This window comes from Arenimonas sp., assembly GCF_022842045.1.
Lineage (GTDB): Bacteria > Pseudomonadota > Gammaproteobacteria > Xanthomonadales > Xanthomonadaceae > Arenimonas.
Map to the genome: position 1 here is coordinate 50,374 of NZ_JALHQI010000009.1, position 13,651 is coordinate 64,024.

Consider the following 13,651-nt stretch of genomic DNA (forward strand, 5'->3'; position numbering starts at 1 on the left):
AATGATTAGTTAGGCCGCATCCTCTACGACCACCCGAACTGCGTCAATACACGAGGGAATGACGGAGAAGGGCAGTGGGTTGGCAGCATAGACATTCTCGTAGATGGTCACGCGCGGCCCGTCGGCGCCGCGCGTCAGGTGCCCCACGGCGCCAAAGGAAGTGTTCGCGTCAGGGCGCAATCGGGCGTTTCTTCCATAGACAGGGTTGCCAGCTTTCCCGTCAAGGATGTGAACCGTCAGCTCGCCGTACATTGCGCAAAGGAAATCGTGTGGCTCTGTCCCGAACAGCTGCCATGGGTCCGCAGCGTTGTATATGAGGAGGATTGTTGGCTGTCCGGCGCGCGAGGCGACCTGCAGTTGCTTTCGAGCTTCCGAGATCTTCTGCCTTACGTGGGAGCCGACTGTTCGTGAACTAACGCTTGACTGGTTGAAGCCCCGAAGGCTCTCAATTTGTTTGATCTCGACGGCAATCGAGTGGTCAATTAGCCGCAGACTGAAATCGGGGGTTTTGCCGACCTCCGTCGGGACGCGGTCCACGACCAGATTGTTGTGACGACAGAACTCGCTAAAGAGACGCTCAGACTCTGTTTGGGTGTCCAGTCCTGGCCGGATCGTCGTCATGCGGCCTAACACCTGAGTTAAGCCGCGCCGCGAAGCGGCGTCGGCTTGGACGAATTGTTAGGCCGCAGTCCCACTACCCAACTTACGGCGATGCTGGCTGAGATGCCTTGGAACCGAGTTCTTGCGCTAGGAGGGGGGCGAGGTCTCTACCCCCGGTCACCGGAGTCGCCTTGGCGCACATGTCCGTGGCGGGGCCACCCAGCCATTGCTCGTACGGGTCCGTCTTGATGGTAGCGAAATCGGCCCACTCCGCCTTTGCTGCGGTGCCGATATGCACCTGCCCACAAAGCATGTAGCTGCGCGTACCCGTATCCGTCTCGCGGAAGCGCAGGTTCACCTGCCGAAAGCCGTCCGGCTTTGGACCGTGAGACGCGAAGTCGGAAACCGTGTACGCGACGATGGCGTCCTCTAGGCCCTCAACATAGGAGTTGTTTCCTTGCGCGGCCGCGACTGTGGAGGCGCTGAGCAGCAGTGCGAGAGCCAAGGGGCGGAGCTTGAAAAGCTGCGGCATCGGGACTGTCCGTTATGGTGGAGTAAAGCAGCTGTGGGCGCGCCGCAGACGTTTCAATGCGGCCTAACGCCTTAGTTAAGCCGCGCCGAAGGCGTCGGCTTGAATGATTGGTTAGGCCAACGCTAAGCCACGGACCGCATGCCTGCAAGGGCGAGGAAGCCGTGGCCCCGAGGCCAGAAGCATCGGACGCCAACGACAAGGTGCTCTGGACATAACGTGGACAAGTGAGCCGATCCTGCCGCCGAGAGCTCTGTATGCGTAATGGTGGCGCGGGCCGGGGAGCCCTGCAGTGATTTGGCGCAGGGATGGTTAGGCGCCAATTGCGTGACCTACGAATAGCAAGAAGAAGTAGAGGACCAGCAGCGAAAAGGTCGCTCGCATGGCGTAGCGAATGAAGAAGTTGTGCCAGCGCTTGCGCGCTGCCGGATCTAAGGTGGAGAAATATGCGTCTACGTACTTGTCAATGAAAGTATTGAGTAGGACGTGTCTCAGGCTGTAGGTAACCTTGATCTCACGATCTCCGAGAGTGGGGAGGACGAGAAACGCATACAGCAGCCAGAAGATGATCTGGATCGCGATCAGGCTGCTGAAAAGAAGCTGGAGAATCGAGTCAAGCATCAATTGGCGCCTAACGCCTTAGTTAAGCCGCGCCGAAGGCGTCGGCTTGAATGAATAGTTAGGTGCCAGCCGAGGCCCCGGGAGGCAGCGAGCACGACTCCAGCAGCTTTCCCTTGTACTCGAGCAGGATCATGCCAAAGGCACCACTCTCGTACGTTTCTACCAAAACGTAACCAGTTTGCGGGTCGTAAGTCTTGCCACGCTCGCGCGTGACACTAAAGACGCGAACCAGTTTGAGGGCGTAACGATCAGATGCGGAGTTTCCGGATGTGACCGCCACAGAACTGTCTGTGGTGTGGCCGTTGGCTTTAATAGTCGTCTTGACGCAAGTCATGGCTGGGGTCGCGCCAACGCCAGGGCTGCCAGCAGTAGCTGTTACCAACAGTAGGAAAAGAAGCATCGTGCGGCACCTAACGCCTGAGTTAAGCCGCGCCGAAGGCGTCGGCTTGAATGATTAGTTAGGTCGCAACGCCGCGAATGAGCGCTGCGGCTATGCAGCCCAACAACAGCGCCCCTAGGAGCTGCTGGAGGCGGACCTGACGGTGAACGGATTGGTGTAATGGGCTAAAGAATGCATTGGATGTCGGAATCGACCCGAATCGAAGCAGGTTGACGAGGACGCTTATTGGCGAGCTTCCGGGGCTGAATGTACGAAACGCTTCGCCGCTAAGTTGGCCAAGCTCAACCGCCTTACGCACTCTTCTAGTCAAGATCTGATCATTGACTAGCAATGCAATAAGCAAGGCGATAGATATGTAGTAGAGGAGGTTCATTGCCTGTTCTGCCGACCTAACGCCTTAGTTAAGCCGCGCCGAAGGCGTCGGCTTGAATGATTGGTTAGGCAGCGGTCGGCGAGAATGCCGGCGTGCCGTACTTTGAGTGCCACCTACGGTAAAGCTTGAACGCAACCCACCACATGAAGGCGCCGGCCAAGCCAGCGAAGTAGTAGCCGCCAAGAGCCGTTGGGGCGTCTGCGAGGATACTTCTTATCACTTCGTCAGGGAGTGGCGCAGCCAGAGCTCGCCGAAGTTCTTGATAAGCAGCATTAGCTGCGAAGAGACTCCAGTTAAACAAAGCGATACCTGCGAAGCCAAGAAGCAGGATCATCGATACGCGTAGCTGGGCCATAGCTGCCTAACGCCTTAGTTAAGCCGCCGCCGCCGCGGAAGCATGGCTACTTGCGTGTACCGATCCGGCGGTCGGCTTGAACGTGTTGTTAGGCCAACGCTAAGCCACGGGCTCTACGCCGGCAAGTGCGAAGAAGTCGTGGCCCCGAAGCTGGCGCCAGCAAACGCGAGCGATAAGCCGCCCGACTGCTCGGCCCAAGCCGTATCCGATCCGGCCGCCAGGGGCTTGGCGTGCGTGATGGTGGATCGGGGCCAGCGCGTACTGCTGTGAAAGCGGGTGGCGCTAGAAACGCGGGCCGCGGCAGAAGAAGCGAACGGGTGGGCGTGAAGGGCCTAACGCCTTAGCTAAGCGGCGCCGGCCGCGAAAATCACTTGCGCCTGATATTAGGACCGGCGTCCGCTTGAGCGCGATGTTAGGCCAACGCTAAGCCACGGATTGCATGCCTGCAAGTGCGAAGAAGTCGTGGCCCCAGGGCGAGCGGCACCGGACGTCCGCGACAAGCCGCCCTGGCGACCCGGTGGTTGCCGAGACCGAGCCGGCCGGCGTGACCGACCTGTGCGAGAGGGCAGGCCGGGGCCGGCGTGCGCTGCTCTGATGCTTGGCTGAGCCAGAAACGCGAAGAGCCCGCTTGAACAGCGGAGCGCGTGCCGTTGAAGGCCTAACGCCTAAGTTAAGCCGCGCCGAAGGCGTCGGCTTGAATGAATAGTTAGGACCAGCGGAAGTCCCATGCCAGAACGCTTACGACTGCAAGAAGCGATACGACTATAGCCGACGCAGCCAAAGCTAGTTTGTGCGCCATTGAGGTCTCGGGGCCTGGCGCCCAGCGCCCGATAGCTGCGACGAAAATGAAATACGCGCCAAAGAAAAACGAGAGGGCGCAGACCACGAGGATCTCACTGTTTGGCTCCCCCGGATGGTAGTAGCTATTGACCGCCAAAACCGGGTAGTACCGCGCGCAGACGTATAGAAGAGCTGCAGCACAAAGTAGGGCAAACCATCTGTAGGCCTGCCGGATCTTTCTGTGCTCGACGGAGATCGCTCTCATTGGGCCTAACGCCTTAGTTAAGCCGCACCGAAGGCGTCGGCTTGAATGATTAGTTAGGCCGCGGCGTCAGCCCAGCGAAGAAAAATGTTGAGCATTTCATCGAGCTTCAGTGGCCCGCCGCGAGCAGCAAACTTGCCGCCCTCCACTTTGCAGATGATCCATTCGTCGCCGCTGGTCTCAGCCGCCTCGAACATTCCGTAGTGCGTAATCTCGAAATGCTTTCCCTCCAGGGAGGTCCCGACTAGGTCTATATCAAAACTCCACCCGGGGTTGTCCAGCGTTTCGATGCGCACCCCATAACCGTGCTCCCAGTCATCGTTGCACTGAGATAGATACCACTTCTGGAGTTGAACGAGACTGTCCATGAAGGCCTAACGCCTTAGTTAAGCCGCGCCGAAGGCGTCGGCTTGAATGATTAGTTAGGCATCTGTGCCGCGCAGCTGCCGATGGGTCGACTCCGGAGCAAGGATATCGCTTCCGATTGGAAGGATATCCTTGGACAAGCCCGGAAAGGTAACGAGCAGCTTGAAGCCACCAGGGCTGAAGTGACTTAAGAAGAAGTCTGCCCGAGTCTCATACGGCTCGGCGCCAGGGGGAACGATTCTTACCAGCCCGGTGAAGTTTCGGAATCTCTCAGGTAGAGGAAGCTCAGGTGCGACCACGAGGCCCCGGCCGGTGACCTGAAACGTGTCTTCCACTCGAAGCAGATGATCCATAGCGGAGGCCTAACACCTGAGTTAAGCCGCGCCGCGAAGCGGCGTCGGCTTGGACGAATTGTTAGGCCCCATGCCCGGCAGCCCTTGGCACCTCGATTGTGACGACCGGATCGCAATCCGCAATATCCAGCATGACCACAATCTCCTGGCCCCAAAGAAAATAGCGGTCTATGCGCTTGTACATCATTCGAGCGTACTCGTTGTAGCTCTCAAGGACGGCGCTCGCGTGTTCGACGTGGGCGTTGTAGTGCCCCGGCTCGTTGGGATCAAACTCCGAGTCTGCGACCGGTGGCTGAGGATCGAACCCGACAGAGCTTTCATCCCAAATACGCAGACTGGCGAGTGAAGGACCAAACGCAGCCCGCATTCGGAAGACGCAGACGCCGTTCACCCATTCGTCCCAGACGACCGTTACCTCTCGGCCCCGAACCTCGACGTCGAGTCCGGGAAAGGTCCCCAGCTCCTCTCCCAGCGGTCGCCATTGTCTGAACATGGGGCCTAACGCCTTAGTTAAGCCGCGCCGAAGGCGTCGGCTTGAATGATCAGTTAGGGCGCACTGCCGGTAACCAGCAGATCGCCCCCGAATTTAACGTCCCGACCGTACTTGAATGGGCGCGACGAGACTAGGGTGCCACCACACAGGAGATCGGCGCGGTGCCCCTTGCGCGAGGGGTGAACCATGAAGCGTTCTCGGAACTCGCCCGCAACCATTGACGCCGAGGGCTGAGCAGTGCTGCCTACGACCGCCACGATCAACTCGCACGAGGCATTCTCCGGAGTGGCGCCAACCACGTAGAGCATCCCGTCGGAGGGCCCAAACCAATGCGCGCACCCGGCGAGAAGGAGTATTGAAACGGCCGAAGCGAAAGCTCTCATGTGCGGCCTAACGCCTTAGTTAAGCCGCGCCGAAGGCGTCGGCTTGAATGATTGGTTAGAAATTACTGCTCGGAAAGCACAAGATCAACTTTAACGCCTTCAGATCTTGCCTCGCGAAAGACACTCTCGACCTCGCGCATGAAGGTGGCAAGTGACTCAGGCCAAGTGCGCGATCCGCGAACGGTAACCGTGAATGGTGGTGAGACCTCGTTGATGGAGCCGACGATGAGGCTGTCTCGTAAGGCGTCCAGGTTGTGCCCGTGCCACTTTGGCGCCTTAACCGCACCCAGAAAGGCACGGTAGAAGTCCTCCTCCTTGCGCCAGTTCGATCCGTCAAGTGGTAGCGCTCTCACGATAACTTCTAACGCCTTAGTTAAGCCGCGCCGAAGGCGTCGGCTTGAATGATTAGTTAGACCTGCGCTTGGTCGTTGAAGGAAACAGCGCAGAACGGACAGCATTGAACTTGCCGTGACTTTCGGCGGAACGGGCCGAGGTAGCCAACTAAAGCACCGAGAGAACTGGAGCAGTTTGGGCAGCGTACGAAGAAGCACGCAGCCATCACAAGCGCTGCTTGAACGAAGAGCAATATAGCGGCGACAAGGATCCCGAGTTGACCGCCAGGAAGGCCGAGGCACAGCAGCACAATGCAAATTAAGCCCATTGCGAATGCGGGCCAGGCAAATAAGCTTACGCGTGCACTCAATTGATCATGGAGAGTCATACGCAGGTCTAACGCCTGAGCTAAGCGGCGGCGGCCGCGGCAGTCATTTGCGCCAGATATACGGACCGCCGTCCGCTTGAGCGCGTTGTTAGGCCAACGCTAAGCCACGGGCTCTGTGCCGGCAAGTGCGAGGAAGTCGTGGCCCCGAAGCCGACTACAGCGGACGCGGGCGAGAAGCCGCCCAGATGACCAGTCAACGCCTGAGACGATCCGGCCTCCTGGCGCTTGGAGTTCGTGATGGTGGGGCGGGGCCAGCGAGCGCTGCTGTGAAAGCCGGTCCCGCGAGAAACGCGGGCCGCAGCTGAAGAAACGAAGGAGCGGGCGTGAAGGGCCTAACGCCTAAGTTAAGCCGCCGCCGCCGCGGAAGCATGGTTTTCGCCGCGTACCGATCCGGCGGTCGGCTTGAATGCCTGGTTAGGCCAACGCTAAGCCAGGGACTGCGTGCCTGCAAGCGCGAGGAAGTCGTGGCCCCGAGGCGAGCGGTACCGGACGCCCGCGATCTGCCGCCCGAGACGGCCGGCCTTCGCTGGAAACAAGCCGGCAGCCGAGACCAGGATGCGCACGATGGTTGGGCGCGGCCGGCGCGCGCTGCTCTGCGCTGTCGGTCGGAGACGCGAGCCCAGACTTGAACGTGGGGCACCGCGCTCTTGAAGGCCTAACGCCTTAGTTAAGCCGCCGCCGCCGCGGAAGCATGGCTACTTGCGTGTACCGATCCGGCGGTCGGCTTGAACGTGTTGTTAGGCCAACGCTAAGCCACGGGCTCTGTGCCGGCAAGAGCGAGGAAGTCGTGGCCCCGCAGCTGGCTGCAGCGGACGCGGGCGGCAAGCCGCCCGAGAGCCCGATCGGCGCCGGAACCGATCCGGCCGCCTGCCGCTTGGTGTGCGTGATGGTGGGGCGGGGCCAGCGCGCGCTGCTGTGAAAGTGAGTGCCGCGGGAAACGCGGTCTTGAGCAGAAGAAACGAGAAATCGGGCGTGAAGGGCCTAACGCCTGAGCTAAGCGGCGGCGGCCGCGGCAGTCACTTGCGCCAGATATACGGACCGCCGTCCGCTTGAGCGCGTTGTTAGGCCAACGCTAAGCCACGGGCTCTGTGCCGGCAAGTGCGAGGAAGTCGTGGCCCCGAGGCCGACTGCAATGGACGCGGGCGTGAAGCCGCCTGGGTGCCCGGTCTACGCCGGAAACGATCCAGCCGCCTGACGCTTGGAGCGCGTAATGGTGGGGCGGGGCCAGCGAGCACCGCTGAGAAAGCCGGTGCCGCGAGAAACGCGGGCCGTAGCAAAGGAAACCAGAAGGCGGGCGTGAAGGGCCTAACGCCTTAGTTAAGCCGCCGCCGCCGCGGAAGCATGGCTAATTGCGTGTACCGATCCGGCGGTCGGCTTGAACGTGTTGTTAGGCCAACGCTAAGCCACGGGCTCTTTGCCGGCAAGAGCGAGGAAGTCGTGGCCCCGAGGCTGGCTGCAGCGGACGCGGGCGGCAAGCCGCCCGGGAGCCCGAGCGGCGCCGGAACCGATCCGGCCGCCTGCCGCTTGGTGTGCGTGATGGTGGGGCGGGGCCAGCGCGCGCTGCTGTAAAGGCCGGTCCCGCGAGAAACGCGGGCCGCAACCGAAGAAACGAAAGGGCGGGCGTGAAGGGCCTAACGCCTTAGTTAAGCCGCGCCGAAGGCGTCGGCTTGAATGATTAGTTAGGGCTCATTCTAATTGCCCAGCGAAAGTGTTGTGCATAGCGCGGGCTTGCGGAAGCGGGACTAGCTGGCCTTGCTCCCGCATGAAAGCCGCGATGGCGCCGAGAAACTCTCTTGCCTGGGCCAGCGGCAGACCTGCCAGCTCGACTGGAAGCCAGTCGTCATTGAGCGAGTCCTCGAAGGCATCGAGTATGTCCAACAAGAACTCCCCTTCTGGCAGCTTGCGCAGAACTTGAAATTCTTGCGGCGTGAGTCGTGTGGACAGCATCGGAACATTTGCTGACCCCGGCTCGTCCGGATAGGCCCAGCGCGGTGCGGACAAGATGTCTTTGATCTGGGCAAGCAGCGGATCCAACATCATGAGCCCTAACGCCCTAGTTAAGCCGCGCCGAAGGCGTCGGCTTGAATGATTGGTTAGCCCGTTCTCCGAGCACGCGCCTGACACGGACCTCTGTCTCGTCGTACTTCGCGTCGCGGACGTGGAAGAGGCCATTCTCTCGGAGTACGACAACACGCTCACCTGGCCGAAAGTTGTGGCACCCCGATTGAGTCTCGACAATCTCCGTGCGCCTGCCTTTCAAAGTTTCCGTAACGGCGATTCTCAAGTAGAGCCGCCCACCCATCTCTTCCCCTCGGCCGGTCTCCAGCACGGACTTCTCGTAGGTCGGGTAGAAATTGCCCGTTACATAGCCGACAAGAACCGAATCGGCACGCGTCGTGTTCTCTTCCGGAGAGAAGGGCACAGGACTACAAGCGAGAATTAGCATAGGAGCAAGATATAGACATGTCGCGAGCAGTAGCTTCATAGCGCTAACGCCTAAGTTAAGCCGCGCCGAAGGCGTTGGCTTGAATGATTGGTTAGGCAGCGGTCGGCGAGAATGCCGGCGTGCCGTACTTTGAGTGCCACCTACGGTAAAGCTTGAACGCAACCCACCACATGAAGGCGCCGGCCAAGCCAGCGAAGTAGTAGCCGCCAAGAGCCGTTGGGGCGTCTGCGAGGATACTTCTTATCACTTCGTCAGGGAGTGGCGCAGCCAGAGCTCGCCGAAGTTCTTGATAAGCAGCATTAGCTGCGAAGAGACTCCAGTTAAACAAAGCGATACCTGCGAAGCCAAGAAGCAGGATCATCGATACGCGTAGCTGGGCCATAGCTGCCTAACGCCCTAGTTAAGCCGCGCCGAAGGCGTCGGCTTGAATGATTGGTTAGCCCGTTCTCCGAGCACGCGCCTGACACGGACCTCTGTCTCGTCGTACTTCGCGTCGCGGACGTGGAAGAGGCCATTCTCTCGGAGTACGACAACACGCTCACCTGGCCGAAAGTTGTGGCACCCCGATTGAGTCTCGACAATCTCCGTGCGCCTGCCTTTCAAAGTTTCCGTAACGGCGATTCTCAAGTAGAGCCGCCCACCCATCTCTTCCCCTCGGCCGGTCTCCAGCACGGACTTCTCGTAGGTCGGGTAGAAATTGCCCGTTACATAGCCGACAAGAACCGAATCGGCACGCGTCGTGTTCTCTTCCGGAGAGAAGGGCACAGGACTACAAGCGAGAATTAGCATAGGAGCAAGATATAGACATGTCGCAAGCAGTAGCTTCATAGCGCTAACGCCTATTGGGCCCTGAACGCAGGGCGTTGGACCGTATGGTTTGCACGCTCCCCGCATCGGGTCAAGCTGAATCTTACGAAGATTCAACCCATTGTCCGATCCCCGCTGGCCGCCGCTCTCTTCACCATCCCCGGCTATGGAGAAGAAGCGACCGCTAGCCAGTTATTCGAGCGCGAACGAGGCGTCGCCGGATGGCGCGTTGGGGGCCGCCGCGCGGCGCGCTCCCCGCCTGATGGACGAAGTTCGCCGCTGTATCCGGGTGCGTCACTACAGCTTGCGTACCGAGCAGGCCTACGTGGGGTGGATCACGCGGTTCATCCGGGCCAACCATCGGCGGCATCCGCGCGAGTTGGGGCAGCGAGAAGTCGAGGCGTTCCTGTCGCTGTTGGCGGTGCGGGGGCAGGTGTCGGCCAGCACGCAGAACCAGGCGCTGGCGGCGCTGCTGTTCCTGTACCGGGAGGTGCTGGGCCAGCAGCTGCCGTGGATGGAGAACGTGGTGCGGGCGAAGCGGCCGCTCAAGGTGCCGGTGGTGCTGTCGGTGGCGGAGGTGCGGGCGCTGCTGGCGGCGATGGACGGGCGGGCCTGGCTGATGGCCAGCCTGATCTACGGCTCGGGCATGCGGCTGATGGAGTGCCTGCGGCTGCGGGTGAAGGACGTGGACTTCGATCGCGGCGAGATCACCGTGCGCGAGGGCAAGGGCGCGCGCGACCGGCGCACGGTGCTGCCGGCGTCGCTGGGGCCGATGCTGCAGCGGGAAGTCGAGCGCGTGCAGGCGCTGCACGCGGCCGACCTGCGCGAGGGCTTCGGCCGGGTCTGGCTGCCGTTCGCGCTGGCGCGCAAGTACCCCAAGGCCGACCGGGCGCCGGGCTGGCAGTACCTTTTCCCGTCCGACCGGCGCTCGGTCGATCCGCGCGACGGCGTCGAGCGTCGCCACCACGTCGATGACCAGGTGTTGTCGCGCGGCATGAAGTCGGCGGCCGCCCGCATCGGCCTGGCCAAGCCGGTCAGCGCCCACACGCTGCGGCACAGCTTCGCCACCCACCTGCTCGAGGCGGGCTACGACATCCGTACCGTGCAGGAGCTGCTGGGCCACAAGGACGTCTCGACCACGCAGATCTACACCCACGTGCTCAACCGCGGCGCGGGCGCGGTGCTCAGCCCGCTGGACCGCCCGGGGTGACGGGCGGCCCGCGAGGGCGTCAGCCGCCGGAAGGGGACGCCGGCTGCACCGGCCCCACGGTCACCAGCCGGACGTCGAAGATCACCACCTGGTTCGCCATCTGGCCGACGCGCTCGACGTCGGTGCCGTGGGCGGCACTGCCGGGAATCGCCACTTCCCAGCGCGCCCCTTGCGGCATCATCTGCAGGGCCTCGCGCAGGCCCGGCAGCGGGATCTCGCTGAGGCGAACCGTCACGGGGCCGGCGGGCTGGCCCTGGAAGGCCTGGCCGGTGTCGGCCATCACGGTGCCGTCGGGCAGGGTGCTGCGGAACTCGACGGTGATCTGGTTGGCCTGCGTCGGCTTGGCGCCGTTGCCGGCCTCGATCACGCGGTACTGCACGCCGCTGGGCAGTACGGTCACGCCCGGCTTGGCGCGGTTCTGGGCCAGGTAGGCGTCACCCTCGGTCTTGTTTTTGGCGGCGCGCGCTTCCAGCTGCGCCTTGGCCTTCGCGGTCATGCGCACCTGCAGCGCCTGCATGGCGGCGCCCAACTGTTCCGCGTTCACCGCGGGGTCCTTGCGCGCCGCGGCGTCCTGCAGCCCCTGGATCACGGCCTGCATGTCGAGCTGCTCGCCGCTGGCCAGCACGTTGCTGATATCCAGTCCGGCGCGGTAGCCCAGCGCGTAGCTGACCTTTCCTTTCTCGCTGGTCGTGTCCTGCGCCCCGGCCACGTGGGGGCAGGCGAACAGCGCCACCGCGGTCGCGGCGGCCAGCAGGTGCATCTTCATCCGGGATTCTCCTTGGGGAAACGCAAACCTAGCGCGGCTTGGCCGGCATCGGGAACGGGGTGACCACTTTCTCGCCGGTGCCGGCGTCGCGGATGCTCAGCTGGCCCTTTCTATCGACTTCCTCCACGCGCAGCACGCTCTGCATCGGCAGGTGCAGCACGCGGGTGTGCGCGAACTCGTCGCGCAGGCGCTCCTCGGTCGGGTCCACCACCAGGCCTTCGTTGACGTCGAACACCAGGTCGGACACTTCGGTGAAGCCCCACAGCGAACTCGCCGCCACGCGCCGCGCATACAGCTCGTAGATCTTGCCGGCGTTGAGGAAGGTGATCTTGTAGAGGATGCGGGTCGTCATGGCGCGGATTCTAGCGCCAGTCCGGGCGGGGCGGCGTCAGCCGCCGCGTGAACGCCGGGCCAGCATCGGCCTCAGCGCCAGCGCGTACAGCAGGCCGACCACGAAGCCGGCCAGGTGCGCCCACCAGGCCACCGCGCCGAAGCTGGGGCCGACGAAGGTGAAGACCAGCTGCAGCGCCGCCCACAGCCCGATCAGCAGGGCGGCCGGCACCTTGATGAATTCCAGCCACACGCCCAGCGGCACCACCACGCCCAGACGGGCGTTGGGGAACAGCGCCAGGTAGGCGCCGATCACCGCCGACACGCCGCCGCTGGCGCCGATGATGGTCCGCGCCGGGCTGCCCATCAGCAGCGCCGCCGCCAGGTTGGCCAGCGCGCCGCCGGCCAGGAACAGCAGCAGGAAGCGCCACGGCCCCAGGCTGCGCTCGGCCGGCAGCCCGAACAGGAACAGGAACAGCAGGTTGCCGATCAGATGCACGGGCCCGAGGTGGATGAACAGCGCGCTGACCAGGGTCAGCAGCCGCTCGTCGCGCATCGCCGCGCGCCATTCGGTGACGCTGCCCGACAGCGTGCCCCAGCGCAGCAGCGTGCTGCGCCAGGCGGCATCGTCGGGCAGCAGGGCGATCCAGATCAGGGCCGCCACCATCAGCGTCGCCAGCAGCGGCGTGGCCCAGCGCCACTGCGGCTTGCGTCGTTTCGGGAGGTGCACGAAAACCATGGCGTCCTACGGTCGCGCCAGCAGCAGGCGCTGGCCGTTCACCGAGATTACCAAGCCTTCGCGACGGATTTCCTCCAGCACGATGCCCGCGCTGGGGCTGGCGCCTTCGCCCAGCCGCTGGCCATCGAGGATCACGAAGCGCTGCGCGGGCGCCTCGGCGAACACATGCATGCTCAGCTTGAGCGGCGGCAATCGCGCCCGCGTCGCCGCGTCCAGGCTCGCCAGCGACGGCAGTGAGTCCACCGGCGGCCGCGAAAACGGGGTCAGGTTCACTTCCTTGGTTCCGGTGGTTGCCTCGGCAACAGGCGTCGGACGCCGCTCGCTGGCATCGTTCTGCGCAATCGCCGTGCCTGCCGCTTCAGTCGTCGTCGAAGGCGTCGCCGCAGAGGTCGGCGTCGGCGCAGGAGACCCGGTGGCGCTTAGGTCCTCCCGTGCCGAGGCAGCGGCGCTTGTCGCGGGCACCGGTACGCTCGGTGCAGGCGCCGCCGGGGGCGCTTCAGGCCATGGCGCTTGCCCCGCATCCACCGCACGCGATTCCAGCGAGGTCGGTGGGGTCAAGTGAACCTGGCCCCGTTCTTCGCGCGAGAGTTCGCGCCAGGTGAGGAAGGCGAGGGTGGCCAGCAGCAGCGCGCCAAGCAACCACGCCCACGCGGGCATCGCCGCGCGGGCCTTCGGGCGGCTCGCCACCTGCTCGACGAACAGCCCGGGCGCGCGGCCGCGCTGGCGCTCGGCTTCCGACTTGCGCAGGGCTTCGAGGATCAGCGACATCAGTCCAGCCCCCGGCGCAGGCGGGGGCCGTCGCTGTCGCCGGACGACAGCGCAAGCAGGGTTTCCGGGCCCACCACGCCGTCGGCCGCCAGGCCGTGCGCGGTTTGCAGGCGGCGCACGGCGGCCACGCTGGCGGCGTCGAGCACGGCGGGGCCGGCGTCGGCATCGGCCAGACCGGCGCGGTCGCGCAGGCGGTCGTGGATCCAGTCCACCGCCGGGCCGCTGTCGCCGGCCGCGGGCGGCGTCGCCAGGAAGGCCGGGCCGCGCCACACCGCCACGTAATCACCGCGCCAGTGGCGCTCCAGCGCGAGCCGGTCGGTGTCGAAGCGCCCGCCGCCCAGCCACAGCC

General features: G+C 63.4%; 14 protein-coding genes. 2 read left to right on the top strand and 12 right to left on the bottom strand.

Annotation, left to right across the window (positions count from 1 at the left end; genetic code table 11):
- Positions 1 to 9: 9 nt before the first annotated feature.
- From Q0C12_RS03775 to Q0C12_RS03800, 6 genes are all read right to left on the bottom strand, one after another.
- Entirely contained in the window at positions 10 to 621 is a 612-nt protein-coding gene (locus Q0C12_RS03775; protein ID WP_290886398.1) for a hypothetical protein, read from the bottom strand.
- An 82-nt stretch (positions 622 to 703) separates the two neighbouring features.
- Positions 704 to 1,132, bottom strand: coding sequence for a hypothetical protein (locus Q0C12_RS03780; RefSeq protein WP_290886400.1), 429 nt, complete (start codon positions 1,130 to 1,132; stop codon positions 704 to 706).
- 309 nt (positions 1,133 to 1,441) lie between these two features.
- On the bottom strand, positions 1,442 to 1,750 hold the full coding sequence (locus Q0C12_RS03785; protein ID WP_290886401.1) for a hypothetical protein: 309 nt from the start codon (positions 1,748 to 1,750) through the stop codon (positions 1,442 to 1,444).
- A gap of 58 nt (positions 1,751 to 1,808) precedes the next feature.
- Positions 1,809 to 2,084: a hypothetical protein gene (locus tag Q0C12_RS03790; RefSeq protein WP_290886403.1), complete on the bottom strand. Its 276-nt coding sequence runs from the start codon at positions 2,082 to 2,084 to the stop codon at positions 1,809 to 1,811.
- A gap of 1,892 nt (positions 2,085 to 3,976) precedes the next feature.
- Positions 3,977 to 4,288: an immunity 53 family protein gene (locus Q0C12_RS03795; protein ID WP_290886405.1), complete on the bottom strand. Its 312-nt coding sequence runs from the start codon at positions 4,286 to 4,288 to the stop codon at positions 3,977 to 3,979.
- Between the two features lie 412 nt (positions 4,289 to 4,700).
- A complete protein-coding gene (locus Q0C12_RS03800; protein ID WP_290886407.1) occupies positions 4,701 to 5,132 on the bottom strand; it encodes a hypothetical protein in 432 nt (143 codons plus the stop codon).
- 1,891 nt (positions 5,133 to 7,023) lie between these two features.
- On the opposite strand from Q0C12_RS03800, the gene Q0C12_RS03805 reads away from it, so the two are divergent.
- A complete protein-coding gene (locus Q0C12_RS03805) occupies positions 7,024 to 7,155 on the top strand; it encodes a hypothetical protein (protein ID WP_290886409.1) in 132 nt (43 codons plus the stop codon).
- A 767-nt stretch (positions 7,156 to 7,922) separates the two neighbouring features.
- Here the strand turns inward: Q0C12_RS03805 and Q0C12_RS03810 are convergent.
- Positions 7,923 to 8,273, bottom strand: coding sequence for a hypothetical protein (locus Q0C12_RS03810; RefSeq protein WP_290886411.1), 351 nt, complete (start codon positions 8,271 to 8,273; stop codon positions 7,923 to 7,925).
- Between the two features lie 1,478 nt (positions 8,274 to 9,751).
- Between Q0C12_RS03810 and Q0C12_RS03815 the strand changes: the two genes are divergently transcribed.
- Positions 9,752 to 10,699, top strand: a complete 948-nt coding sequence (locus tag Q0C12_RS03815; protein WP_290886413.1) for an integron integrase — start codon at positions 9,752 to 9,754, stop codon at positions 10,697 to 10,699.
- 19 nt (positions 10,700 to 10,718) lie between these two features.
- Here the strand turns inward: Q0C12_RS03815 and Q0C12_RS03820 are convergent, their stop codons facing one another.
- The 5 genes from Q0C12_RS03820 to Q0C12_RS03840 all read right to left on the bottom strand — a co-directional run.
- Positions 10,719 to 11,465 carry an FKBP-type peptidyl-prolyl cis-trans isomerase N-terminal domain-containing protein gene (locus tag Q0C12_RS03820; protein WP_290886415.1) on the bottom strand — a complete coding sequence of 249 codons (747 nt, stop codon included), beginning with the start codon at positions 11,463 to 11,465 and terminating at the stop codon, positions 10,719 to 10,721.
- A gap of 28 nt (positions 11,466 to 11,493) precedes the next feature.
- Entirely contained in the window at positions 11,494 to 11,817 is a 324-nt protein-coding gene (locus Q0C12_RS03825; protein WP_290886417.1) for a DUF1820 family protein, read from the bottom strand.
- A 36-nt stretch (positions 11,818 to 11,853) separates the two neighbouring features.
- Complete coding sequence (locus Q0C12_RS03830; RefSeq protein ID WP_290886418.1) at positions 11,854 to 12,534, bottom strand: rhomboid family intramembrane serine protease; 681 nt, start codon at positions 12,532 to 12,534, stop codon at positions 11,854 to 11,856.
- A gap of 6 nt (positions 12,535 to 12,540) precedes the next feature.
- Complete coding sequence (locus Q0C12_RS03835; protein ID WP_290886420.1) at positions 12,541 to 13,302, bottom strand: general secretion pathway protein GspB; 762 nt, start codon at positions 13,300 to 13,302, stop codon at positions 12,541 to 12,543.
- Positions 13,302 to 13,651, bottom strand: a 350-nt coding sequence (locus tag Q0C12_RS03840) for a peptidoglycan-binding domain-containing protein (RefSeq protein WP_290886422.1), incomplete at its 5' end; no start/stop codon positions are given. The genes Q0C12_RS03835 and Q0C12_RS03840, both read right to left, overlap by 1 nt.

Coding starts and splice junctions, on each gene's coding strand:
- Q0C12_RS03775 (WP_290886398.1), bottom strand. CDS start 621: ATGACGACGATCCGGCCAGGACTGGACACCCAAACAGAGTCTGAGCGT.
- Q0C12_RS03780 (WP_290886400.1), bottom strand. CDS start 1,132: ATGCCGCAGCTTTTCAAGCTCCGCCCCTTGGCTCTCGCACTGCTGCTC.
- Q0C12_RS03785 (WP_290886401.1), bottom strand. CDS start 1,750: ATGCTTGACTCGATTCTCCAGCTTCTTTTCAGCAGCCTGATCGCGATC.
- Q0C12_RS03790 (WP_290886403.1), bottom strand. CDS start 2,084: ATGACTTGCGTCAAGACGACTATTAAAGCCAACGGCCACACCACAGAC.
- Q0C12_RS03795 (WP_290886405.1), bottom strand. CDS start 4,288: ATGGACAGTCTCGTTCAACTCCAGAAGTGGTATCTATCTCAGTGCAAC.
- Q0C12_RS03800 (WP_290886407.1), bottom strand. CDS start 5,132: ATGTTCAGACAATGGCGACCGCTGGGAGAGGAGCTGGGGACCTTTCCC.
- Q0C12_RS03810 (WP_290886411.1), bottom strand. CDS start 8,273: ATGTTGGATCCGCTGCTTGCCCAGATCAAAGACATCTTGTCCGCACCG.
- Q0C12_RS03815 (WP_290886413.1), top strand. CDS start 9,752: ATGGACGAAGTTCGCCGCTGTATCCGGGTGCGTCACTACAGCTTGCGT.
- Q0C12_RS03820 (WP_290886415.1), bottom strand. CDS start 11,465: ATGAAGATGCACCTGCTGGCCGCCGCGACCGCGGTGGCGCTGTTCGCC.
- Q0C12_RS03825 (WP_290886417.1), bottom strand. CDS start 11,817: ATGACGACCCGCATCCTCTACAAGATCACCTTCCTCAACGCCGGCAAG.
- Q0C12_RS03830 (WP_290886418.1), bottom strand. CDS start 12,534: ATGGTTTTCGTGCACCTCCCGAAACGACGCAAGCCGCAGTGGCGCTGG.
- Q0C12_RS03835 (WP_290886420.1), bottom strand. CDS start 13,302: ATGTCGCTGATCCTCGAAGCCCTGCGCAAGTCGGAAGCCGAGCGCCAG.